This window comes from Reyranella sp., assembly GCF_004297405.1.
Taxonomy (GTDB): Bacteria; Pseudomonadota; Alphaproteobacteria; order Reyranellales; family Reyranellaceae; genus Reyranella.
The window spans coordinates 1-21,988 of the sequence record NZ_SCVC01000032.1; the positions used below are offsets into that span (position 1 = coordinate 1).

General features: G+C 64.9%; 21 protein-coding genes. 9 read left to right on the forward strand and 12 right to left on the reverse strand.

Features of this window, described 5'->3' with window-relative positions:
• Window positions 1-201 precede the first annotated feature (201 nt).
• From EPO50_RS20035 to EPO50_RS20065, 7 genes are read right to left on the reverse strand one after another with little or no spacing between them, the layout of a single operon-like run.
• On the reverse strand, window positions 202-1,821 hold the full coding sequence (locus tag EPO50_RS20035) for an NAD(P)/FAD-dependent oxidoreductase (protein WP_296346785.1): 1,620 nt from the start codon (window positions 1,819-1,821) through the stop codon (window positions 202-204).
• Between the two features lie 12 nt (window positions 1,822-1,833).
• Entirely contained in the window at window positions 1,834-2,805 is a 972-nt protein-coding gene (locus tag EPO50_RS20040; protein WP_296346786.1) for an SDR family oxidoreductase, read from the reverse strand.
• A 60-nt stretch (window positions 2,806-2,865) separates the two neighbouring features.
• The gene (locus tag EPO50_RS20045; protein WP_296346787.1) at window positions 2,866-3,783 is read right to left on the reverse strand and encodes a hypothetical protein; all 918 of its coding nucleotides are present in this window, start codon (window positions 3,781-3,783) and stop codon (window positions 2,866-2,868) included.
• A complete protein-coding gene (locus EPO50_RS20050) occupies window positions 3,780-4,781 on the reverse strand; it encodes an MlaD family protein (RefSeq protein ID WP_296346788.1) in 1,002 nt (333 codons plus the stop codon). The genes EPO50_RS20045 and EPO50_RS20050 overlap by 4 nt, the downstream gene beginning before the upstream one ends.
• Window positions 4,778-5,476, reverse strand: coding sequence for a hypothetical protein (locus EPO50_RS20055; protein WP_296346789.1), 699 nt, complete (start codon window positions 5,474-5,476; stop codon window positions 4,778-4,780). Before EPO50_RS20055 ends, EPO50_RS20050 begins: the two co-directional genes overlap by 4 nt.
• A 1-nt stretch (window position 5,477) precedes the next feature.
• Window positions 5,478-6,299 carry an ABC transporter permease gene (locus EPO50_RS20060; RefSeq protein WP_296346790.1) on the reverse strand — a complete coding sequence of 274 codons (822 nt, stop codon included), beginning with the start codon at window positions 6,297-6,299 and terminating at the stop codon, window positions 5,478-5,480.
• Window positions 6,299-8,656, reverse strand: a complete 2,358-nt coding sequence (locus EPO50_RS20065; protein WP_296346791.1) for a cache domain-containing protein — start codon at window positions 8,654-8,656, stop codon at window positions 6,299-6,301. The genes EPO50_RS20060 and EPO50_RS20065 overlap by 1 nt, the downstream gene beginning before the upstream one ends.
• 162 nt (window positions 8,657-8,818) lie before the next feature.
• On the opposite strand from EPO50_RS20065, the gene bla reads away from it, so the two are divergent.
• On the forward strand, window positions 8,819-9,688 hold the full coding sequence (bla, locus tag EPO50_RS20070) for a class A beta-lactamase (RefSeq protein WP_296346792.1): 870 nt from the start codon (window positions 8,819-8,821) through the stop codon (window positions 9,686-9,688).
• A 9-nt stretch (window positions 9,689-9,697) separates the two neighbouring features.
• Here bla and EPO50_RS20075 read toward each other — a convergent pair whose 3' ends face one another.
• The 3 genes from EPO50_RS20075 to EPO50_RS20085 form a co-directional block, all read right to left on the reverse strand.
• On the reverse strand, window positions 9,698-10,957 hold the full coding sequence (locus tag EPO50_RS20075) for an MFS transporter (RefSeq protein WP_296346793.1): 1,260 nt from the start codon (window positions 10,955-10,957) through the stop codon (window positions 9,698-9,700).
• Between the two features lie 79 nt (window positions 10,958-11,036).
• The gene (locus EPO50_RS20080) at window positions 11,037-12,011 is read right to left on the reverse strand and encodes an SDR family oxidoreductase (protein WP_296346794.1); all 975 of its coding nucleotides are present in this window, start codon (window positions 12,009-12,011) and stop codon (window positions 11,037-11,039) included.
• A 152-nt stretch (window positions 12,012-12,163) separates the two neighbouring features.
• Window positions 12,164-13,021 (reverse strand): hypothetical protein, encoded by an 858-nt coding sequence (locus EPO50_RS20085; protein WP_296346795.1) that lies wholly within the window; start codon window positions 13,019-13,021, stop codon window positions 12,164-12,166.
• Window positions 13,022-13,176: 155 nt separating this feature from the next.
• On the opposite strand from EPO50_RS20085, the gene EPO50_RS20090 reads away from it, so the two are divergent.
• A complete protein-coding gene (locus tag EPO50_RS20090; protein ID WP_296346796.1) occupies window positions 13,177-13,494 on the forward strand; it encodes a BON domain-containing protein in 318 nt (105 codons plus the stop codon).
• 83 nt (window positions 13,495-13,577) lie between these two features.
• Window positions 13,578-14,999, forward strand: coding sequence for an MFS transporter (locus tag EPO50_RS20095; RefSeq protein ID WP_296346797.1), 1,422 nt, complete (start codon window positions 13,578-13,580; stop codon window positions 14,997-14,999).
• On the opposite strand, the gene EPO50_RS20100 is transcribed toward EPO50_RS20095, so the two are convergent.
• A complete protein-coding gene (locus EPO50_RS20100; RefSeq protein WP_296346798.1) occupies window positions 14,996-15,439 on the reverse strand; it encodes a helix-turn-helix domain-containing protein in 444 nt (147 codons plus the stop codon). The genes EPO50_RS20095 and EPO50_RS20100 overlap by 4 nt on opposite strands.
• Before the next feature lie 85 nt (window positions 15,440-15,524).
• Here EPO50_RS20100 and EPO50_RS20105 point away from each other — a divergent pair, with 85 nt between their 5' ends.
• The 6 genes from EPO50_RS20105 (at window position 15,525) to EPO50_RS20130 (ending at window position 21,198) form a co-directional block, all read left to right on the forward strand.
• Window positions 15,525-16,760: an MFS transporter gene (locus EPO50_RS20105; protein ID WP_296346799.1), complete on the forward strand. Its 1,236-nt coding sequence runs from the start codon at window positions 15,525-15,527 to the stop codon at window positions 16,758-16,760.
• A gap of 77 nt (window positions 16,761-16,837) precedes the next feature.
• Window positions 16,838-18,184, forward strand: coding sequence for an ABC transporter substrate-binding protein (locus tag EPO50_RS20110; RefSeq protein WP_296346800.1), 1,347 nt, complete (start codon window positions 16,838-16,840; stop codon window positions 18,182-18,184).
• A gap of 29 nt (window positions 18,185-18,213) precedes the next feature.
• Window positions 18,214-19,122 carry a carbohydrate ABC transporter permease gene (locus tag EPO50_RS20115; protein ID WP_296346801.1) on the forward strand — a complete coding sequence of 303 codons (909 nt, stop codon included), beginning with the start codon at window positions 18,214-18,216 and terminating at the stop codon, window positions 19,120-19,122.
• A 5-nt stretch (window positions 19,123-19,127) separates the two neighbouring features.
• Window positions 19,128-19,970 (forward strand): carbohydrate ABC transporter permease, encoded by an 843-nt coding sequence (locus EPO50_RS20120; protein ID WP_296346803.1) that lies wholly within the window; start codon window positions 19,128-19,130, stop codon window positions 19,968-19,970.
• A gap of 48 nt (window positions 19,971-20,018) precedes the next feature.
• Window positions 20,019-20,318, forward strand: coding sequence for a hypothetical protein (locus EPO50_RS20125; protein WP_296346806.1), 300 nt, complete (start codon window positions 20,019-20,021; stop codon window positions 20,316-20,318).
• Between the two features lie 52 nt (window positions 20,319-20,370).
• Window positions 20,371-21,198 carry a metallophosphoesterase gene (locus tag EPO50_RS20130; RefSeq protein ID WP_296346807.1) on the forward strand — a complete coding sequence of 276 codons (828 nt, stop codon included), beginning with the start codon at window positions 20,371-20,373 and terminating at the stop codon, window positions 21,196-21,198.
• A gap of 8 nt (window positions 21,199-21,206) precedes the next feature.
• Here EPO50_RS20130 and EPO50_RS20135 read toward each other — a convergent pair whose 3' ends face one another.
• The gene (locus EPO50_RS20135) at window positions 21,207-21,932 is read right to left on the reverse strand and encodes a glutathione S-transferase N-terminal domain-containing protein (protein ID WP_296346809.1); all 726 of its coding nucleotides are present in this window, start codon (window positions 21,930-21,932) and stop codon (window positions 21,207-21,209) included.
• Window positions 21,933-21,988: the final 56 nt, after the last annotated feature.

The window sequence follows — 21,988 nt, forward strand, 5'->3', positions numbered from 1 at the left end:
CAGCAAGGCCGACATCCTGTGGCGCAACATCGACGGCGCCGTCGCCCTCTGGAGCTCGACCCCGGCCGCGGGCGTGGGCTTCTCGGCCCAGGATATCGGCGTTATCGGAAACGACTGGCACATTCAGGCCTAGCAGGCGGGTGTTTCCGTCTTTGGCATCGCGCCGCCACCTGATCCCGGTTGAAGGCGCGAGGCTATAGCTCAGCTCAGCACCATCTCGCGATAGTTCGCCGCCGCGACCTCGTCGCAGCGGGCGCGGTAGGCCGGGGCGCTGCCGCTGTAGCGTGCGATGCGCCGGGTCTGCTTGCCCTCGACATTGGTGTTGATGCCGGTGAACCACGAGTTCACCTCGTTGGAGAGCAATCCCACTGAGGCATCGAGCACCGTCTTCATCCAGGCCTCGACGCCTTCCGGTGTGGCGTCGATGCGCGTCAGCCCGTGCTCGCGCATGAAACGCAGCAGGTCAGTCACCCATTCGACATTGTATTCGATGCTGCGGGGGATATTGCCCAAAGCTGTATGGGGCCCCAGCAGCAGCAGCAGATTGGGAAAGCCCTCCACCGACATGCCGACGAAGGTCTCCGCCCCCTCGGCCCATTTCTCCTTCAGCCGCCGGCCACCGACACCGCGGAAGTCGATGCGGTCGAAGGCGCCGGTCAGCGCATCGAAGCCGGTCGCATAGACGATCATGTCGAACTCGAATTCGCGGGCGCTGGTTGCAATGCCGGTGGGCGTGATGCGCTGGATCGGCGTCTCGGTGATGTCGATCAGCTCGACATTGGGCTGGTTGTAGACCTCGTAGTAGCGCGTCTCCAGTGGCACGCGGCGGGTGCCAAAGCCGTGGTTCTTGGGGATCAGCTTCTCAGCTACCGCCGGATCTTTGACGCGGCTCCTGATCTTGCGTGCCACGAAATCGGAGATCAGCGCATTGGCCTTGGGGTCGGTCAGGATGTCGTTGAAGTTGCCGACCCAGATGCCAAAGCCGCGTTCGCCGTAGAGCTTCTCGAAGAAGGCCTCGCGCTCCTCGGCCGTTACGTCGAAGGTGGCGCGCGGATCGGCGGTGTGCAGGAAGCAGGCGAAGGTCTCCTGGCAGCGCCGGAAGATATCGGGATAGCTTTCGCGAATGGCGGACATCTCCGCCTTGTCGATCTTGCCGTTGTGCAAGGGCGCGCACCAATTGGGCGTGCGCTGGAACACGGTCAGGCTTTTCGCAGTTTTTGCGACCTCCTGGATCGTCTGCACGCCGGTGGCACCGGTGCCGATCACGGCGATGCGCTTGCCCTCGAAGTTCACCGGCTCGTGCGGCCAGCGCGCGGTGTGGCAGGACTGGCCCTTGAAGCTTTCGACGCCCTCGACGCGGGGCATCGTGGGCGCGGAGAGGGGGCCGATCGCCGTGATCAGGAAGCGCGCGGTCGCTGAACTGCCATCCTCCAGAGTTACGAGCCAGCTTCGCGTTTCCTCGTGCCAGTGGGCCGCCGCGACACGGCTCCTCAACTGGATGTCGCGACGCAGGTCGAACTTGTCGGCGACATGGTTCAGGTAACGCAGCGTCTCGGGCTGGGGGGAGAAATGCTCGGTCCAGTCCCATTCCTCCAGCAGCTCTTTCGAGAAGGAGTAGCCGTAGGAATAGCTCTCCGAATCGAACCGCGCGCCGGGATAGCGGTTCCAGTACCAGGTGCCGCCGACGCCGGTGCCAGCCTCGAAGACGCGTACCTTCATGCCCAGTCCGCGCAGGCGGTGGAGCTGGAAGAGGCCCGACATGCCAGCACCGATGACGATGGCATCGAAGTCGGGCGCCGGTGTGCGTTGCTGGGCAACCATGACTCGCCCCTCCTAACGGCCGACGGTCCAGCCGGCCTTGCCCGCGAAATCGGCGAAGAACTCGGGCTCGTAGGCCTTCTCCGGCGTCGCGCGCACCAGGTCGTCAATCAGTTCGGCGTCGCGACCGACCAGGATGCGCCAGCGCTCGTTGCGCACGCCGTCCAGAATGATGGTCGCAGCCTGGGCAGCTGTCGTCGGCGCATCCTCCAGGAAGCGCCGCGCCCGTTCGAGGATCATCTTGCGGATCTCCTCGTCGGAAACCTTGTCGATATCGGGGTTGCGCGCCGCGAGGCGCTTGCGGGCCAGTTCGATCTCGCGGGCAGTGATCTCCTCGCCCTGGTTGCCGGTCTGCACCTTGAGCGAATTCGAGGCGATCGACGTGCCGATATGGCCCGGCATCACCACCGAGCATTTGATGTGAGGGGCGTTGAGGCGCAGGTCGGTGATCAGCGCCTCGGTGAAGCCCTTCACCGCGAACTTGGCGGCAGCATAGGCGGTCTGCGGGATGTCGGGTGCGATGAAGGCCCAGAAGCCGTTGACGCTCGACGTGTTGACGATGTGGCCGGCATCGGCGCGGCGCATCATCGGCAGGAAGGCACGCGTGCAGCGATAGACGCCACCCCAGCAGATGTCGAAGGTGCGCTCCCATTCGTCACGACCATTGACGAGGAAACTGCCGCCGCCGCCGATACCGGCATTGTTGAACAGCAGATGGATGCGGTCGGACTCCTGGTCCTTCTCGACTTCGTCACGGAAGCGCGCGACGTCGGCTTCCTTCGAGACGTCGGCGATGTGCGTGGTGATGCGCTGGCCCTGGCTCATGCCGCCGGCCTCGCAAAGCCGCTTGGTCTCGGCCATGGCGGCACCAGAGACATCGCACATGGCGATGTTGCAGCCTTCGGCCGCCAACTGACGGGCCAGTTCGCGACCCATGCCCGTGCCGCCACCGGTGATGACGGCAATCCTCCCTGCGAAATCTTTCATCGGTCCCTCCAGTGGCAGGAAGCACCGGATCGTGGCACGAGTCTAGGCGGGACGGAAAGCCTAAGTCCTGACGGGCGCCCTCTCGGCGGCCGCTTTGCGCAGGCGCGCAATCTCCTCGACGATGCTGATCTGCGACGTCTGTCGCGCCAGCTCCTCCGCCCGCTTGAGCTGCGGTGTCGCCGCCGCGGTGTCACCTTGCAACAGGCTGCTTCGGCCGGCGCGCAGGTAGAAGACGGCGGCCTCCGACGGCTTCCCGAGCTTCAGCGAAGCTTCACCTGCAAGGGCCAATACGCGGGCCATGCCGCGATAGTCGATCGCCTGCTGCCGGTTGGCGGCGGCCTGTTCGAAAGAGGTGAGGGCGGCACCTGCATTGCCGTCGAGCAAGGCGGCACGGCCCACCAGTTCCTGTCGGTCGGCCTGGATATCTGCCTGTTTGCTGGGCGCGATGGCAGCGATCGCTTGTGCCAGGGTGGCGCCATCGCCACGCTCCGCTGCGACCAGCCCGCGGATGAACCAGGCGCGGGGCGCCGTATCCACGTCGCGCGCCTTGAGTTCCAGTGCCTGCTGCGCAGCGGTCGCGGCCGTAGCGGTATCGCCCGCACGATAGGCGGCGGCGGCCTGAACCAGCATCAGCTCGGCCGGCACGGCGACCTGGCGCCGCTGCAGCTCGGCCTGCGCATTCCGTGTCGTCAGCAACGCGGCCTTGGGATCGCCGGCGCGGATTTCTGCCAGGGCAAGATTGTAGGCCGTATCGGCGATGGCCTCGGCATCGTCGCGTTCGTAGGCGCGGGAGAGGGCGAGCTTGTACTGGCGCACAGCCTGCGCTGGCATACCGAGCGACAAGGCCTGTGTGCCGGCGCGGTTGGCCGTGTCGAGTTTGGTGTCGGGCGGCGGACCCTGGTCGGCCGGCGTGCCACCGCCGCAGGCGACCAGCAGCAGTGCCGCCGCGATGGGAGCGGCGATCCGCAACACCATCACGGCCGTACCTCGATCGCCGGGGCGCGGCGTCCGGTAGCCGGGGTGGCGTTGCTGCCGCTGCTGCCCCCGAAGAGCCAATGATGGCGCAACTGGCCAAGCAGGAGTTCGAGCTCGCGGGCGGCGAGCTGGGCCTGCAGCAGGGTCGTGGGCAGAGCGTCGGTCGTGTCGGTAACGTTGCGGGTGATCTGCGGAGTCGTCGCCGCGAGATTGCGTGTCGTAGTCTGCAGTGAGGCCAACACCGAATCGGTTTTCTGCAGGATCTGGCCGATGCGCGGATCCTTCGAGGTACGTTCGAGCTGGCTGGCGAGTTCGCGGACGCTCACCAGGGTCGTTTCGAGATCGGTCGCCATCTTGTCGTTGGCGATCAGCCGGCCGACGACGCCTTCACCGCTCTCGACCCGCCGCGCGATGCCGGCAGCCGAAGACAGCGTCTGCTCCAGCGGTCCAGCCGGATCGCCGACGCGCTGGGCGACGGCCGTGATGGCAACCACGGCCTTCTGCACTTCGTCCAGGATGGGCAGGACCTTGGCGCGCACCTCGTCGATCATCTGGCCCAGCGTGTCGGTCGCGGCACGCTCGCTGTGGGCTATGACGACCGCGTAGGACCAGTCGAGCTCGGGCCCTGTGCCGCGCGAGATATCGAGATAGGCCGCACCCGCGACACCGAACTGGCGGCGGATCGAGACCTGGGAGTCGCGGCGGATGAATGGCCGCATCTGGTCCTCGACGCGGGCCACGGCATGCATGCGCTGGTTGGGGTCGATGACGATGCGCCGGATCTCGCCGGCGCGCGTGCCCAACACCTGAACCTCGGCGCCCGGCGCCAGTCCGGAGACGCCTTCATCGGGCAGCAGAATGCGCAAGGTGAAGGAGGGCTGGAACCAGTCCTTCAGCAGGCCGGCGTTGATCAGAACGGCGACGAACACGCCGATGCAGGCCAGCACGACGGCGCCGACGAGCTCGTCGAACTGGTAGACGCCGAAAATCGAGCGCTTCATCGCCTCCTCACCTGCACCAGGCCATGGTCGCCGAGCCGGAACACCTGCTCGGCGGTCACGAAGCGAGCTGCTTCCGCTGCCAGGCTTTCAACGATCCACAGTACCGTTGCGCCGCGATCCAAGGCTTCGGCGATCGCCTGCGCCATCGGCACGGCGAGATCGGCCGTGGCCTCGAGCGATTGATCCTGCACCACTATGAGATCGGGTGCACCGAGAAAGCCGCGTACGCAGGCTGCACGAACGAGCGCACGCCGCGGCGTCGTCTCGCGCCGGCCAACCGGCAGGCCGGGCAGACCGAACAGGCGGGCCAGCGCCGTCGCTTCGGCGATCACCTCCTCGCGCGGCCGGTCGAAATGGTAGAAGCGCGCCACCAGCACGGATTCGAGAACGCTCATGTGCGCGGGCCAGACATGTGTCTGTACCACGGTGCCGATGCGGCGGCGGCGCGTCAGCCGCTCGCGCGCGCCACGCGCCTGCCAGTCGACGCCGAGGAAACGCACTTGCCCGTCGGTCGGCGCGGCGAGGCCGATGCAGAGGTCGACCAGCGCCACGGCATCGATCTCGTCGTCGACCTGCACCAGCGTGGCGCCGCCGCGCGGCAGCTCGAGGTCGATGCGGGTGGTCGTGGTGGAGAGCTGGCGCTCGCCTAAAGTTGCTGCTTGCAGGGAAAGGATCGATCGGGCGGGGCGCGCCATCTCAGCCCACCAGATCGAAGACGCCGTTGATCACCAGGATCGCCAGCGCCGACCGCACGAAGCCGCGCGGCACGATACGCTGCAGTTCGTCACCCTCGTCGCGACGGCCGAGTCCGGTCGCGCAGCAGACCAGCGCCACGAAGAAGCCAATGAAGATGCATTTCAGCGGTGGCACGATGAAGTCGCGCACCGTCATGGCGCGTTGCACCATGTCGGAGAAATCCCAGATCGAATAGGCGATGAGACCGAGACCGTGCGCGATCAGGTAGCCTGTGAGCAGGGTCGACAACAGCAGAACCGTTGCCATGCAGAAGGCACCCAGGGCAAAAGCCAGCGCCCGCGGCACGACCAGCAAGACCATCGGGTCGAGGCCCTGGATCTCGAACAGCCGCAGCCAGCCGCCGGTATGTGCTTCGCCCAGCTCGATCAGGGTGGCTGTGCCGTTGCGGCCGAAGATCAGCAATCCGACCAGGATCGGCACGAGTTCACGGATCAGCAGGATGACGATCACTTGGCCTACTAGCCCGGTCTGACCGGTCGCGGCGAGCCAGTAGACGGCCTGTGACACCAGGGCCACGCCGATCAGCAGGCCGGTCGCGACGGTGGTCGACAGCGACCGCACGGCCACGTTGTTCAGCATGCGCTTGAACTCGAGCCAGACCGGCCGACGCCAGGTCGAGCGGCGGCTGGCCACGACGAGTACCGTCGCGCTGAACGAGACGAAGAGCAGCAGGTTGCTGGTGCCTTGGCGCACGATCGCACCCAACCCGCCGAGCGCGCGTCGAATTCGACCGCGATCGAAGCTGTAAGTCGTGGGCGCCATCACGTGCGGCCGACCATGACGAAGGTCCGCATCGTGCCGGTCTCAGGCAGGAAATAACTGCCGCGCGGCCGGAAGAGAAAATCGCCCGACAACACTTCGTAGGCAGTCTCGGAGGCCGCGACGCTGCGTCGGCTGGCCGTCGCGGCCAGCACCTTGGCAACGCCCAGGGCCCCGCCCCACAGGCTACGGGTCGGCGGTTCGGTGCCGACGGTGGAGATCATCACCGTGCCGATATCGATGGCCAGACGGAAGTCGAGGCTGGTGCTCCACTGATCCTCGAACTCGATCAGCCGATCGCGCAGCGCCAGCATCGCCGTCGCCACGCAGCGCGCATTTTCACCGATGCTGTCGGCCTCTGGCGAAAACGCGGCCACGACGATCTGGTCGTCGAGCAGGGCGGCATAGGTAGCGCCGCTGCGTTCGATCGAGAGGCGCAGCTCATGGACGATCGCATCCATCGCCGTGCGCTGGCCGCTGTCGGATGGCCGTTGCGTCACGCTTGTCCAGGTCGGCAGCTTGATCACGCCGACGGCCGCGCGGTCGACAGAGGATTCGCGCACATCTTCGAGAGCCGCGCCCTGCTGCAGCAAGGTGCGTTCGAGCCGAGCCTGGCGCTGCAGGAAACTGTCCGGCGGCCTCTCCTCGGCGGGGGGCGGCATCACGGCCGCAGCGAGAGCCTGCGAAGAGGTCGCCAGGGCGCCCGGTGTCGCGGCGGTGAACCGCAGCGCCAGCAGGATCGACAATGCATCGCAGAAGGCCGCGAGCCCCGCCGCGCGATCGCCTTGCCGCGGGTCCTCGACACTCAGCAGGCCGATCGACTGTCCGGCCGCGACGATGGGGGCGAGGTAGACCCGCGAGATTCCCAAAGGCTCCAGATAGCTCGTGAACAGCTCGGAGGTGCGCCGGTCGCGTCCCGCATCGGCGGCGTCGATTGGTGCCCCCTTGTCGACGGCGGCGAAGAGATGAGGCATCTCATCGCGATGGAATTCGAGGCCGGCAGTATGGTCGTCGACGGTGCGGTCGAAGCAATCCTCACAGGTGAGCGTGCGCCGGTCGGACGTGAGCCGCCAGATCGCCACGCGTTTGGCGTCGCATGCCGTTGCCGCACTTTCGGTTGCGCTCTGCAGGTTCTCGCCGGCAAGACCATCGGCAGTCGCAGCCCCTTGGGCGAGGTCGACGAAGGCCTGCGTGCGAAGCTCCAGGGCCTGTTGCCGGGTTGCGGCGGCGGTAGCACGGCGGTCGGCCAGCATGGAGCGCCAGGCCATCAGGCCGGTCAGTCCTGCTATGAGCAGCACCACGACCACGGACATGAACAGCGCCGCCCAGCCGCTATCGACGACAAAGCCCGTGAAATCGGTCTCGGGCACGACGATCAGGACCACCCAGTTGTGGCCGCTCAACATCTTTACGGGCTCGGACGAGACGATGATGCGGCGCTCGTCGATATCGAGAACCTGGCGGCCGTAGCCTTCGACGCGCAGCCGGTTGTAGACCCGCGTCAGCACCGGATCGCCGATCTCGTCGAGCAGCGGCGAGGTCACGTCGGGGCGGTCGGCCGGCAGCCAGTCGTCACTGGGATAGGCGACGATCCGGCCCTGCTTGTCGATGATCAGGGCCTTGCCACTGACGCCGATACCGAGCTGTTTCAGGAAGGCGCAAAGCGTGGCGAGCTCGATGTCGACACTGAGCACATTCACGAGCTTGCCGTCGGCGTCGTAGTTCGGAATGGCAAACGAGATGCCGGGCTTCTTGACGGTGAAGAACAGATAGGTGGGTGTCCAGAAAGGTTTCTTGCTCTGCTCCGCGCCCTGGTACCAGGGCCGCGTCCTGGGATCGAAGGTGTCGGACGGATCGGTTTCGGTCGCCGTCACCTTGCCGGTGGCGTCGCGCCGAACCCAGGTGACGCGGCGGTTGCCGTCGCGGACGTCGATCGTCTTGGTGTCGTAGCCGCCCTGCTCGTTGCGGACGATGAACTGGAAGTTGCCCTCGGGATCGGCATAGCTGAAACCAGTGACCGGCCCAATCGTCGGCAGGGCATTCAGCGCGAATCGTTCAGCTTCGGGACCGCCCTCGGCAACGCTGCGGCCCTGCGCTGCCGCGCCCGCCAGTTCGAGGAACTGCTGCGCCGGCGAGAGATAGGCGTGCATCTGGACTTCGACACGCCGGTCGATGGCAGTGATCAGGTCGTTGGATAGGATGATCGCGCCGCGGCGGTTGCTGTCATAGACGTAGAAGGCAATGGCCGAGATAAGCAGGACCACGGCGATCACGCCGATCACCGGCAGGCTGCGGCGCAGCCAGGTCCGCCAGGGCGCCTCGTTGCGGCCGGACCGACCGGCGCCTGAGAATACGGCCATGGCGCGAGCCATGGGGCGTGAGGCAGGTTTGGGCGGGCGTGCCATTCGACTGTAACCTTACCATCGTTCCGGCGACGCAGGCATAGTGCGTGAGGCATGCACGCCTATCGCGCGCCATATTCGCGGTTCAGGAGTCCTCTCCCCTCTACCCAAGGAGAAGACATGCCTGCACAGCTCGCCCGCCGCGCCGTCCTCGCAGCACCCCTTCTGACCGTTCCTCTCCTGGCAATGCCGGCTTTTGCCAACGATGCGACGGTCAAATTCGCCGAGCTGGAACGCCGCAATGGAGGTCGGCTGGGGGTGGCAGCCTTCGACTCGGCGAGCGGCCGGCGCATCGGCTATCGCGGTGAAGAACGCTTCCCGATGTGCAGCACCTTCAAGTTCCTGGCGTCAGCCTTCGCTCTGGCGCGCGTCGATCGCGGCGAGGAACGGCTCGATCGCCGTATCGTCTACTCGGCCCAGGATCTCGTGACCTATTCGCCGATCACCAAGGACCATGTCGGTCCGGCGGGTCTGTCGGTGGCGGAGCTGTGCGATGCCACGATGACGCTCAGCGACAACACCGCGGGTAATCTGCTGCTCGCGAGCTTTGGCGGGCCGGCCGGACTCACCGCCTATGCGCGCAGCCTGGGCGATCAGACGACTCGGCTCGATCGTATCGAGACTGCACTCAACGAGGGCCTGCCCGGTGACCCGCGCGACACCACATCGCCTGTCGCCATGCTGGGCACGATGCAGCGGCTCCTTCTTGGCGATGCACTGTCGGCTGCGTCGCGCGAACGCCTCACTGGGTGGCTGCTCGCCAACAAGACGGGCGACAAGCGCCTGCGCGCCGGGATGCCAGGATGGAAAGTGGGCGACAAGACCGGTACGGGCGGCAATGGCAGCGCCAACGACATCGCGATCGTCTGGCCGACCGGCCGCGCGCCGCTGCTGGTGACGGTCTACTACACCGGCTCGACGATATCGGACGAGGCGCGCAACGACGTGATCGCCGAGGCCGGCCGCATCGTGGCAGCCAGCCTCAAGTGATCGCCGTGGCTACCTATTGAGACTGGGGTGACGCGGCAGGAACGCCGTGAGCAGGCCCAGCAGCAGCAGGAACGGCGTCACCTTGTAGACGGCCTCGATGCCGGCATGGTCGGCAATCTCGCCGAGGGCGGCCGCGCCGAGGCCGCCCAGACCGAAGGAAACACCGAAGAACATGCCGGCCACCAGACCGACGCGACCGGGCAGCAGATCCTGCGCATAGACCAGGATGGCGGAGAAGGCCGAGGCCATGATGATCGCAACGGTGACAGCCAGCACGCCGGTCCAGAACAGGTTGGCGTGGGGCAGCATCAGGGCGAAGGGCAGAGCGCCCAGGATCGAGAACCACATGACTGGGATGCGACCGACCTTGTCACCGACCAGACCACCCAGGATCGTGCCGACGACGATGCCGACCAGGAAGGCGAAGAGGTAGAGCTGCGCGGTCTGCACCTCCATGCCGAACTTCTGGATCAGGTAGAAGGTGAAGTAGGAGCCGAGGCTGGCGCTGTAGACGTTCTTGGAGAAGAGCAGCGCCACCAGGATCGCCACAGCGATGCCGACGCGACGGCGCGTCAGCGGGGCGGCGCTTGCGCCTGTATCCGCGGCTGCCTTGCGCGCTGCCGGCTTCGACACCGTGCGGCGCGCCTTGTACCAGCTGCCGACCTGGAACAGCACGATCATGGCCACGAGAGCCGCGGCCGAGAACCAGACGATGCTCTGCTGGCCGTGCGGTACGACGATGAAGGCTGCCAGCAGCGGACCCGCGGCCGAGCCCATGTTGCCACCGACCTGGAACAGCGACTGGGCGAGGCCGTACCGGCCGCCCGCCGCCATGCGCGCGACACGCGAGGCTTCGGGATGGAACACCGAGGAGCCCATGCCGATCAGTGCGGCGGCCAGCAGAATCACCGGATAGGAGCTGGCCTGGGACATCAGCAGCAGGCCGACCAGGGTGAAGCCCATACCGACCATCAGGGAATAGGGTTGGGGCTTCTTGTCAGTGTACATGCCGACGACGGGCTGCAGCATCGATGCAGTGCACTGGAAGGCGAGGGTGATGAACCCGATCTGGCCGAATGTCAGTGCGTATGAATCCTTGAGGATGGGATAGAGCGCCGGCACCAGCGACTGCATCATGTCGTTGAGCAGATGGCAGAAGCTGAGCGACAGGATGACCGCAAAGGTCGTGTTGTTGGCGGAGGCCGCTGCTGTCGGAGAGGCTTGCACCGCCGCGGGCGCTGAACCCGCGGCCATCGTATTGTCGGTCATGGCGCCACTCTAGGTGGCAGGCCGCCCGCTCACCAGCGCGGCATCGGCAAACCAGCGATGCAGGGGCGCGCGATGCCTGTCAGCCGTAGCCGCCGATCACCGGCAGGATTTCACCGGTTATGTAACTGGAGCAATGGGGCGAGGCGAGGAAGACGAACGCCGGCGCGATTTCCTCGGGCTGCGCGGGGCGTTTCATCGGCACATCGGCGCCGAACGTCGCGACGTCGGACGCTTTCTTGTCGGCGGGATTGAGCGGTGTCCATACCGGCCCGGGCGCGACTGCATTCACCCGGATGCCGCGCGGCACCAAATGCCCAGCGAGCGAACGCGTAAACGCATGGATGCCGCCCTTGGTCATCGAATAGTCGAGCAGATACTTGCTGCCGTGCAAGCCGGTCACGGAGCCGTTGTTGACGATGGCCGAACCCGGCTTCATGTGCGGCACGCTCGCCTGAACCATGTGGAAGTAGCCATAGAGATTGGTCTTGAGCGTACGGTCGAACTGCGCCTCGCTAAGATCCTCGACACGCAAGGCATGGAGCTGGAAGGCCGCATTGTTGACCAGCACGTCGAGACGACCGAATGCCTTGACTGTGCGCTCGACAGCGCGGAAGCAGAAGGCGCGACGGCTGACGTCGCCTTGCAGCACCAGGCAACGCCGCCCTTCGGCTTCGACGGCGGCGCGCGTGATCTCGGCATCTTGTGCCTCGTCGAGATGGATGATCGCCACGTCGGCGCCCTCGCGTGCGAAGAGCACGGCCACGGCGCGGCCGATGCCTGAATCGCCACCCGTGACGAGTGCCACGCGGCCCAACAGCTTTTCGGAGCCGCGATAGAAGGGCGCTTCATACATCGGCGGCGGATCGAGCCGGGTTTCGTGGCCGGGCTTTGCTTGATGCTGTCGAGGCAAGGGTGGCACGGGATAAGGCCGTGCCCCGGCCTGCATCGCTTTGTCGGCCGCGAACGGCGGGCGGCTACGGTCAGCCCGCGCTCTGCGGCGCTGGAGGCTGCGATAGCGTGCGGCAACTTTCTTCGGGGACCGAGCTGCTGCCATTATCGACCTTCCTTGTACGCCTTTCTGACTAGGGGATACCTAACGCCAGAAGATCGCGAGCAGGATGATGATCGGAATAGGAACGCCGAGCAGCCAGAGCAAGATGGAACGACCCATGATATCCTCCTTTTGAGTAAATGATTGCCAGCCGACTAAGATCGCCCGTCGCGGGCGGCACCGCCTTCAGCGGCGGTAAGGCCTGCTGCCACGGCGCCCATGAGCAGTGACGCGACCAACCAGAACGATAGATGGGCGGCGGCACGGCGTGCGGCATCGGCTTTGACCCTCACCTCCGCCTCGATTGCGCTGACGCGCTGCTCGGCCGCGGCCGGTTCGAGCCCGGTGCGGGCCGCGACCATCTGCGCGAGGTACTGCCGGTCATCACCGGTGAACTCGGTCCGGCCTCGCTGGTCGAAGGTGAGCAGGATACGCCGTGCGACGTCGCGATCGGCCGCAAGATCACGGCCGCCGGCAAAGACGCCTGCCGCTCGCTGACCGGTACCGCCCGCCAATGCGCCGTAATCCGGCCGGAACAGGCGATCGAGGATCGACGCGGTGGGATCGGCGATCGATTGGCTCGCGCCGTTCTGGTTGGAGCGGCTGGCAATGCCGCCACTCACGACCGTCGCTGCCGAGGCCAGCAAGGCCGCGCCCATGACGGTCGCGAAGGCCCAGCATACCACCCCGTGCGCGGTATCGCGGAAGTAGACTTCGTCGAGCGGCGCCTGCGCCCAGCCGGTCCGCAGTCGACCGGTGATATAGCCGCCAATCGCCGAGGACAGCACAGCAGTCACCGCCATGTAGATGCCGCCCACTGTTGCGGCGGTGGTTGTGCTGATGTCGGGTGGGCCCGACCAGGGCGAAACGACGCTGAAACCCAGTCCGGCGCCCAGGGCCAGAAGCATCAGGGTAAGGGCGGCCGCTACGAAACCGCCGGCGATGATCGCCGGCCACGACACCGTCGATCTCATCGGTACGGGATGGGTTTCGACTACGACTGCGTCCACCATGTGCATCTCCTCGCCTTCTGCCCTTCCAACGGGCACTCGGCGTGAGAGTTCCACTGATTGTGACTAAGGCTAGGCGGGCGCTTTCCTCCCCAGCGCCGCAACTGACGTGCGGCTTCATCGTTGTCTGTATGGGAGATTCTTTTGCGGAGGCCGGCTTGGCCAACAAATCTGGAAGTTATGGCGGCGCGTCGCATGTCGGTCGCGAACGCGCCAACGCCTTTACTTATGATCAAGCGGGGCGACCGGTCCGAGCGGCTTACAGGCGTCTCGACAGCCAAATACGCGAAGACATTTGCGAATGCATGGCCGCCGATCCGTTGCTCGACGCCTCGAACGTCGAGGTTCAGGTCGACGACGGTGAAGTGACACTGACGGGCACTGTCGCGGATCAGCCGGAGCTACTTCGTGCCCAGGACGTAGCGGAGCAGGTCTACGGCGTTAAGAACGTCCGCAATGGTCTGACGATCAGGTGAAACTCGACAGGGTGGGACAGATTAAAGGTTCCGGGCTAAATCGCGCGTATTGAACTATCCGGCGGCTGGTGCGTTGCACCCCGGTGCAAACCGACGTCCCCGCGCGCCTTGATCGCCTTCCCTGGAGCCGTTTCCACCGCCTGGTGGTGATTGCGCTCGGCATCACCTGGATCCTCGACGGGCTCGAGGTTACCCTGGCGGGCTCGGTGGCGGCGGCGCTACAGACCAGCCCGCGGCTCCAACTCACGGCGGAGCAGGTGGGCCTCACCGGTAGCGCCTATCTCGCAGGCGCCGTGCTGGGAGCACTGTTCTTCGGTCACCTCACGGACCGATTGGGCCGCAAGAGGCTGTTCAATGTGACGTTGGGCGTTTACCTCGTCGCCACGGCGGCGACGGCCTTCTCGTGGGACTTCACGAGCTTCATGCTGTTTCGCTTCCTGACCGGCGCCGGCATCGGCGGTGAGTACGCCGCTATCAACTCGGCGATCCAGGAACTGATCCCCGCGCGCCTGCGCGGCCGCATCGATCTCGCCATCAACGGCAGCTTCTGGGTCGGTGCAGCGATGGGCGCGCTGCTCTCGGTATGGCTGCTCGATCCCGAGTTCCTGAGCCCCGACATGGGCTGGCGGGTCGCTTTCGGCAGCGGTGCCGTGCTGGGACTGGTCATTCTCTACCTACGGCGATTCCTTCCGGAGAGTCCGCGCTGGCTGATGCTTCACGGCCGCCCGCGCGAAGCGGAGAAAGTGATCGAAGAGATCGAGGCGAGGATCGTGGCGGATGGGAAGGTCGTCCTCGAGCCGGTGAAGGCGACGCTGCTGCTCGGAGAGACTCACAAGACGACGCTGCTTTCCGTCGGCCGGACGTTGCTCCGGGTCTATCCCGGTCGTACGACCTTGGGCATCGTGCTGATGGCGGCGCAGGCCTTCGTCTACAACGCGATCTTCTTCACTTACGCGCTGATCCTGTCGCGCTTCTACGGCGTGCCGGCTGACAAAGTTGGCCTCTACATCCTGCCATTCGCGATCGGCAACTTCCTGGGCCCACTGCTGCTCGGGCCGCTGTTTGACAGCTGGGGACGTCGACAGATGATTGTGACCACCTATGCTCTGTCCGGTGTCCTGCTGGCGCTGACCGGCTGGATGTTCCATGCCGGCCATCTCGACGCGACCACGCAGACAGCAATGTGGAGCATCGTCTTCTTCTTTGCGTCAGCCGCGGCAAGCTCGGCCTACCTCACGGTGGGCGAGTGTTTCCCGCTCGAGATCCGTGCCCTCACCATTGCGCTCTTCTATGCCTTCGGCACGTTGTTCGGTGGCGTCGGCGGGCCGTGGCTGTTCGGCGTCCTGATCGAAGGCGGCAGCTCGTTAGAAATCTTCTGGGGCTATCTCCTGGGGGCAGTGCTGATGATCGCGGCTGCACTGGTCACCCTGAAGCTCGGCGTCGCGGCCGAGTGCAAATCGCTGGAAGAGATCGCACCGCCGCTTTCGAGTCGTCGCTCTAGCTAGCACGCCTTCACATAGGTGTCTTCCGGCTCCAACAGGCGGCCGTCCTGAGCGCGCAGCTCCAGCCGGCGCACGGGCTTGCCGCGTTTGCGGTCGACAAGCGTGACGTGGCCCTCGCTCGGCCGGAAGAAGTAGTCCTCGCCCCATTGCCGCAAGGCGACCAGAAGGGGGAACAGCCCGCGGCCTTTCTCGGTCAGCACATACTCCTGATAGGCGCTGCCGTCCGATGCCGGGACAGTCTCCAGCACATCGTGCTCGACGAGGTTCTTCAGGCGTGCCGAGAGGATGTTCTTGGCCAACCCCAGGCTCTTCTGAAACTCCCCGAATCGCCGTAGCCCGCCGAAGGCATCGCGGACGATGAGCAGCGACCACCAATCGCCGATCGCGTCGAGCGGCCGTGCGACGGGGCAAAGCGCATCCCGGTGACTAATCCGTTTGACCATTAGGTTGCATATTACAACCAGACAAGTTAAAGGCAATGAGGTTTTAATTTAAAACCAGTCTATCGAAACCGCCCCGAGGTCTCGCATGAGCATCAACTGCAGTTCGGTATCGAATGATGCGGGAGCGGCGCCCGTCACGCTGTCCTTGTCCCGCGGCGTCGCGCTGCTGTTTTCCGTCGCCTGCGGGCTGGCAGTCGCGAACGTCTACTATGCCCAACCGCTGCTCGACACGATCGCCGATACCTTCGGGATCAGTCACGCCAACGTGGGCATCGTCATCACGGTCACGCAGATCGGTTATGGCGCCGGCCTGCTTCTGATCGTCCCATTGGGGGACCTGCTGGATCGCCGTCGCCTGATCCTGGGGCAGTCGCTCCTCTCCGTGCTGGCGCTGCTCGCTGTAGCCTTTGCCCCGACCAGTGTTGCCTTGCTGGCCGGCATGGCGATGGTCGGCCTCCTGGCGGTCGTGACGCAGGTGCTGGTCGCCTATGCCGCCCATCTCGCCGATCCGTCGGAGCGCGGCAGGATTGTCGGTGTGGTGACCAGCGGTATCGTTCTCGGCATCCTGCTGGCCCGTTCGGTGTCTGGCACTTTGTCGGATCTCTTCGGCTGGAGGTCCGTGTACCTAGTTTCGGCGGTCGCGACGCTGTTGGTCATCGCTGCGCTCAGTCAGGCGCTGCCGCGGCAGACCGAGCGCAGTGCGCGCGTTTCCTATCCACGCTTGATCGGCTCGGTGTTCATGCTGTTCGTCGAGGAGCCGGTGCTGCGCGTTCGCGCGGTCCTCGCGCTGCTGATCTTTGCAGCGATCACGACGCTGCTGACACCGATGGTGTTGCCGCTCGCAGCGCCGCCGTTCTCGCTATCGCATACAGAGATCGGTCTGTTTGGCCTCGCCGGTGCCGCTGGTGCGCTCGGCGCGTCGAGGGCAGGCCGGTTGTCGGATCGAGGATTTGCGCAACGGACAACCGGCATCGGATTGATCCTCATGTTTCTGTCCTGGGGCGTAATCGCGCTTCTTCCCTGGTCGTTGTGGAGTTTGGTCGTCGGCGTTGTGGCTATCGATTTCGGTCTGCAGTCCGTCCATGTCGCCAATCAGAGTCTGATCTATCGCGTGCGACCTGAAGCGCGCAGCCGTCTCGTGGCGGGATACATGCTGTTCTACTCGCTCGGCAGCGCCAGCGGATCAATCGGCTCGACGCTGATCTATGCCGAGGCCGGATGGAACGGCGTCTGCCTTCTGGGAGCGGTGCTCAGCGGAACCGCATTTCTCTTCTGGGCATTCACCAGGCACCTCACACCAGAGATGCGCAAAGGATCGTGACGCCGTGCATCGGTTCTACTAGGCTTCGCCTCAACGTTGGGAAAACCCACGAAAAGAAAAGAGTCCGGAGGAAGCAAATGTCGTCTCGTTCGATCACGCGTCGCCGTGCGTTGCAGGGGGCTGCTGTCCTGGGCGGTCTCGCCGCGCCGATGCTGAATACCGTCACTGCCTATTCGCAAAGCGGCGCCTTCAACTGGCAGCGCTTCAAGGGCCAGCAGGTCGAAGTGTTGATGGAAACCGGCCCACGCGCCGATCTGATGAAGAAGTATCAGAAGGAGTTCCTCGACCAGACCGGTATCAAGCTCGGTATCGAGGTGATCCCCGAGCAGCAGGCGCGGCAGAAGGTGGCGATCGAGCTGAACTCGGGCAAGCCGTCCTTCGACCTCTTCAACTTTGCCTTCCATGTCCAGAAGCGCCAGTTCGAGAAGGGCGGCTGGCTGCTCGAGATCACCGACTGGCTGAAGGATCCGCAGATGATGCCGGCCGAGTACGAACTCGGTGACATCTCGAAGCTCGGCATGAGCTTCGCGACCACGTCCGACGGCAAGGTCAATGCCCTGCCGATCCTGTGCGACTACTTCATGGTCTACTACAACAAGGAGTTGTTCGCGAAGAAGGGCGTCGCCTTTCCCAAGACGCTCGACGAGATGATGACCGCCGCTGCTGCGCTCAACGATCCCGCGGCCGGAATCTCGGGCTTCGTCGGTCGTGGCGTGCGCAATGCCAATGTCGTGCTGTGGACGCAGCTTCTCTCGGGCTGGGGCCAGGAGACCGTCGCCGGCAAGCCACTGAAGCTGATCACCGATACGCCCGACGCGATCGCCTCGGCGGCCTACTACAAGAAGCTACTCTCGTCCTATGGTCCGGCCGGCATCGCCGGCTTCAACTGGAACGAAGCGCAGGGCCTCTTCATGCAGGGCAAGGCGGCGATGTGGATCGATGCCACGGGCTTTGCCGCACCCGTCGAGGACAAGACCAAGAGCCGTGTCGTCGGCAAGGTCGGATACGGCCTGCCGCCGTCCGGCCCGAAGGGACATGGTTCGGTGACTTTCGGCACCGGCATGGCCATCCCCAAGGCCAGCGCCCGCAAGGAGGCGGCCTATTACACGATGCTGTGGATGACCGGCCGCACCATGGCGGGCCGCATGCTGCAGGTAGGCGGCGGCATTCCGTTCCGTACGAATCCGCTCAAGGATCCGGCGGTGCTCTCGAGCCTCACCGTTCCCCGGGAATGGGCGGAGTGTGCTGCCGGCTGCGCGCCGATCAGCATGCCCGGCCTGCCTGTGATCGTGCCGGTGACCGAGTTCCGCGACGTCATCGGAACTGCGCTCACCAACCTGCTGGGCGGCGCCGATCCCGCCACTGAAATGAAGCGAGCGACCGCCGAGTTTCAGCCCGTTCTCGACAAGAGCGAGCAAAGCTAGAAACACACAGGACGGGTCGGGCGTAGCGTATGGCTGGGGCTGACGTAACGATAGCGGCAGGGACGCGGACGGCCGGCGAACGGCGTCTGCGGCCCTACCTTCTGTTCATCTGGCCGGCGCTGATCGTCAGTTCGGCGGTGATCATCTTCCCATGGATCTTCACGGTGTGGATGAGCCTGAACGATTGGCATATCGGCAGCAAACAGACCTTCATCGGGCTCGACAACTACGTGAACCTGATGACCAACCGGCGATTCCTCGAATCGATCGGCCACACGATCTATTTCACCATTCTGGCCGTCATATTGCCGATGGTACTGGGCACGGTGTCGGCGCTGGTGTTTCACAAGAAGTTCCGTGGGCGCGGCTTCTTCCGTACGCTGTTCATCATGCCGATGATGGCGACTCCGGTCGCCGTGTCGCTGATCTGGACCATGATGTTCCATCCCCAGCTCGGCGTGTTGAACTACCTGCTGAGCCTCGTTGGCCTGCCGCCGTCGCAATGGGTCTATGCTCCGGGGACGGTGATCCCGAGCTTGATCCTGGTCGAGATCTGGCTGTGGACGCCGTTCGTGATGATCATCGTGCTGGGTGGGTTGGCATCATTGCCGACCGAGCCCTACGAGGCGGCGCTGATCGACGGTGCCAGCCAGTGGCAGATGTTCTGGAAGATCACCTATCCGCTGGTGGCGCCGTTCCTGGTCGTGGCGCTGATCATGCGCACCATCGACGCGCTCAAGGTGTTCGAGACGATCTGGGTGATCTCCAACGGCGGACCGGGCACGGCGTCGGAGGTGCTGAACGTCTATCTCTACGCCCAGGCCTTTGCCTACAACCAGGTCGGCACGGCTTCGGCAGTGGTCGTGGTTTTCTTCGGCATCATCGTGGCGCTGTCTCTGGTGCTCCTGTGGGCGCGCCAGAAAGCCAAGTGGGCTTGAACTAGATGGCTCTGACCGTTCGAACCAAACGCAAGATCCGCAAGGTTGTCGACAAGGTGGCGCTCGCGGCCACCGTCGCGGTGCTGCTGGCCCCTTGCCTGTTCGTGTTCTTCTGGATGCTGTCGCTCTCGTTGAAGTACGACATCGACAACACCGCCTGGCCACCGGTCTTCTGGCCGGAGGAAGTGACCTTCGACAACTTCGCCAAGGTCTTCGAAGAAAGCCCGATGTTCCTCTACTTCTGGAACTCGGTGCAGGTGACGGGCTCGGCCACCCTGGTGGCGCTGTTGCTCGGCGTGCCGGCGGGCTACGGCATCGCCAAGGCCCGGGCGCACAAGATGGCGGCCGTGTTGCTGCTCAGCCGCATGACGCCTGGCCTTTCCTACCTGATCCCGCTCTTCACCCTGTTCCAGGTGCTGGGCCTGATCGGCACGGTCTGGCCGATCGCGCTGACGCATATGGTGATCACCCTGCCGATCGTGGTCTGGATCATGATCGGCTTCTTCGAGACACAGCCGCACGAGCTGGAGGAGGCGGCGCGCATCGATGGTGCCACCCTGTGGCAAGCCTTCCGTTACGTCGCTCTGCCGCTCAGCCGGCCGGGCATCGTGGTCGGCGCAATCCTGGCCTTCATCTCGTCGTGGAACAATTTCATCTTCGGCGCGGTGTTCGCCGGTCGCACGACGCGCACCATGCCGGTCGCGGTCTACAACATGCTGACCTTCGAAAGCTTCGCCTGGGGCCCGCTCGCCGCCGCCGCCATCGTGGTCATGCTGCCGGTGATCGTGCTCACCATCATCATCCAGAAGGAAATCGTGCAGGGCCTGTCGGCCGGTGGAGTGAAGTAGTACCGTCCCAGGGCGATCATGACGGTTCGTTAGGAGGGGCCTGCGGCCATGACGACCATCGATACCTTCCGAAGCAGCCTGTCGGCGGCGACGCCTCCGGCCGATAGCACGCCGGCTGTGCAGGCCCTGTGGTGGCTGGCGCACGGTGATTGGGAACGGGCGCACGAGTGTGTCCAAAGTCACGAAGGCGAGCCGGATTGCGATCGGGTGCACGCGCATCTGCATCGCCAGGAAGGCGACCTGAACAACGCCGGCTGGTGGTATCGACGTGTCGGCCGGTCCGTTCCCGATCAGTCGCTGGAAGACGAGTGGACGGCCCTTGCGACGGAGCTGTTGGCCCGTAGATAGGCGGGAAGCGAGGGTTCCCGGAGCTGCAACAATGCTCAGCTAGGATGGGAACATGGTTTTCCGCATCGCCCAAATCTCCGATACGCATCTCAGCGAGGAGAAGCCGTTCTTCATTGAGAACTTCCGGCGGATCGGCGCGGCCTTGCGCGCGGATCCGCCGGATCTCGTGCTCAACTCGGGTGATATCTCGCTCGATGGGGCGGCCGGTGACGCCGACCTCGCCGCGGCGCGCGCCTTGCACGACGCGCTCGATTTGCCGATCCGCTATCTGCCGGGCAACCACGATCTCGGCGACAGCCAGGACGCGCCCGCCCACGGCGAGGGGGCGATCGATGCTGCCAGCCGCGATCGCTATCTCCGGCATTTTGATGCGGATTTCTGGTCGTTCGATGTTCCCGGCTGGAGGGTCCTGGGGATCAATGCCCAGCTTCTTGGCAGCGATCTCGAGGCTGCCGAAGAGCAGGAGACGGTGATCGCCGACGCGGCCGCGACGCTCGATGATCGAGCACTGGCGCTCTTCCTGCACAAGCCTTTGTTCGACCGCGACCGCGACGAGACGGCGGTCACCGGGCGGTTCATCAATCCCGTGCCGCGTCGCCGCCTGCTGGCATTGCTGGCAGAAGCGCCGCCGGCGCTCGTCGCCTGCGGCCACGTCCATCAGTATCGCGAGACCCGAGCCGACGGTGCGTTACACGTCTGGGGCACGTCGACGGCGTTCGTCATTCCGGACGCGCGCCAGCCGCGCTATGGCCTCAAGGAAGTGGGCTATGTCGAGCACCGTCTCGGCGCGGATGGAAGCGCCGAGAGCCGGCTCGTCCAGGTGCCCGGCGTGCCGACCCTGAACATCGCCGACTTTCCCGGCGCTTACGGTCCGCTTTAGCCGACGGCCTAGGCCGGAACCGGCCGGGCGCGCTGATTGTAGAGCAGCTTGCGGATGCGGGCCTGCTCCTCGGGCGGCAGCTTGGTGTTGTCGACCGAGAGATCGGCGCCGACGGCCATGCCCTTCTGGACGGCAGGGCGTGCGCCAAGCTCATCGAACCAACGCTTGAAGTGCTTGAACTCCTCGATGTCCTGGCCCTGGAACTTCCAGTTGATGGTCCACGGGTAACAGATCATGTCGGCGATCGTGTACTGGTCGCCCGCCAGATACTTGTGTTTGTAGAGGCGGTTGTTCAGCACGCCGTAGAGCCGGTTCACCTCGTCAGTGAAGCGAGTGATGGCATAGGTCTGGTCGCCTTCCTTGGCCTGATCGACCCTGCGGAAATGGCCACACTCGCCGCTCTTGGGCCCCTGGTTGGCCATCTGCCAGATCAGCCACTGGTTCACGTCGTAGCGTGTCCGTAGATCCTGCGGATAGAACTTCCCGGCCTTCTCGGCGATGTACATCATGATCGCACCGGACTCGAAGATGGTGACCGGTGCACCACCGTCCTTGGGCGCATGATCGACCATCACTGGCATGCGATGGTTGGGGTTCATCTCCAGGAACTCGTCGGTGAATTGGTCACCACGCCCGATGTTCACCGGCACGATCTTGTAGGGCAGGCCGCACTCCTCCAGCAGGATGGTGACCTTCTTGCCGTTGGGCGTGGGCCAGTAGTGCAGATCGATCATTACTTGCTCCGAAAGACAGGGTTGCGTCAGGTGGCGGGAGCGTCCGCCCGTCGCCG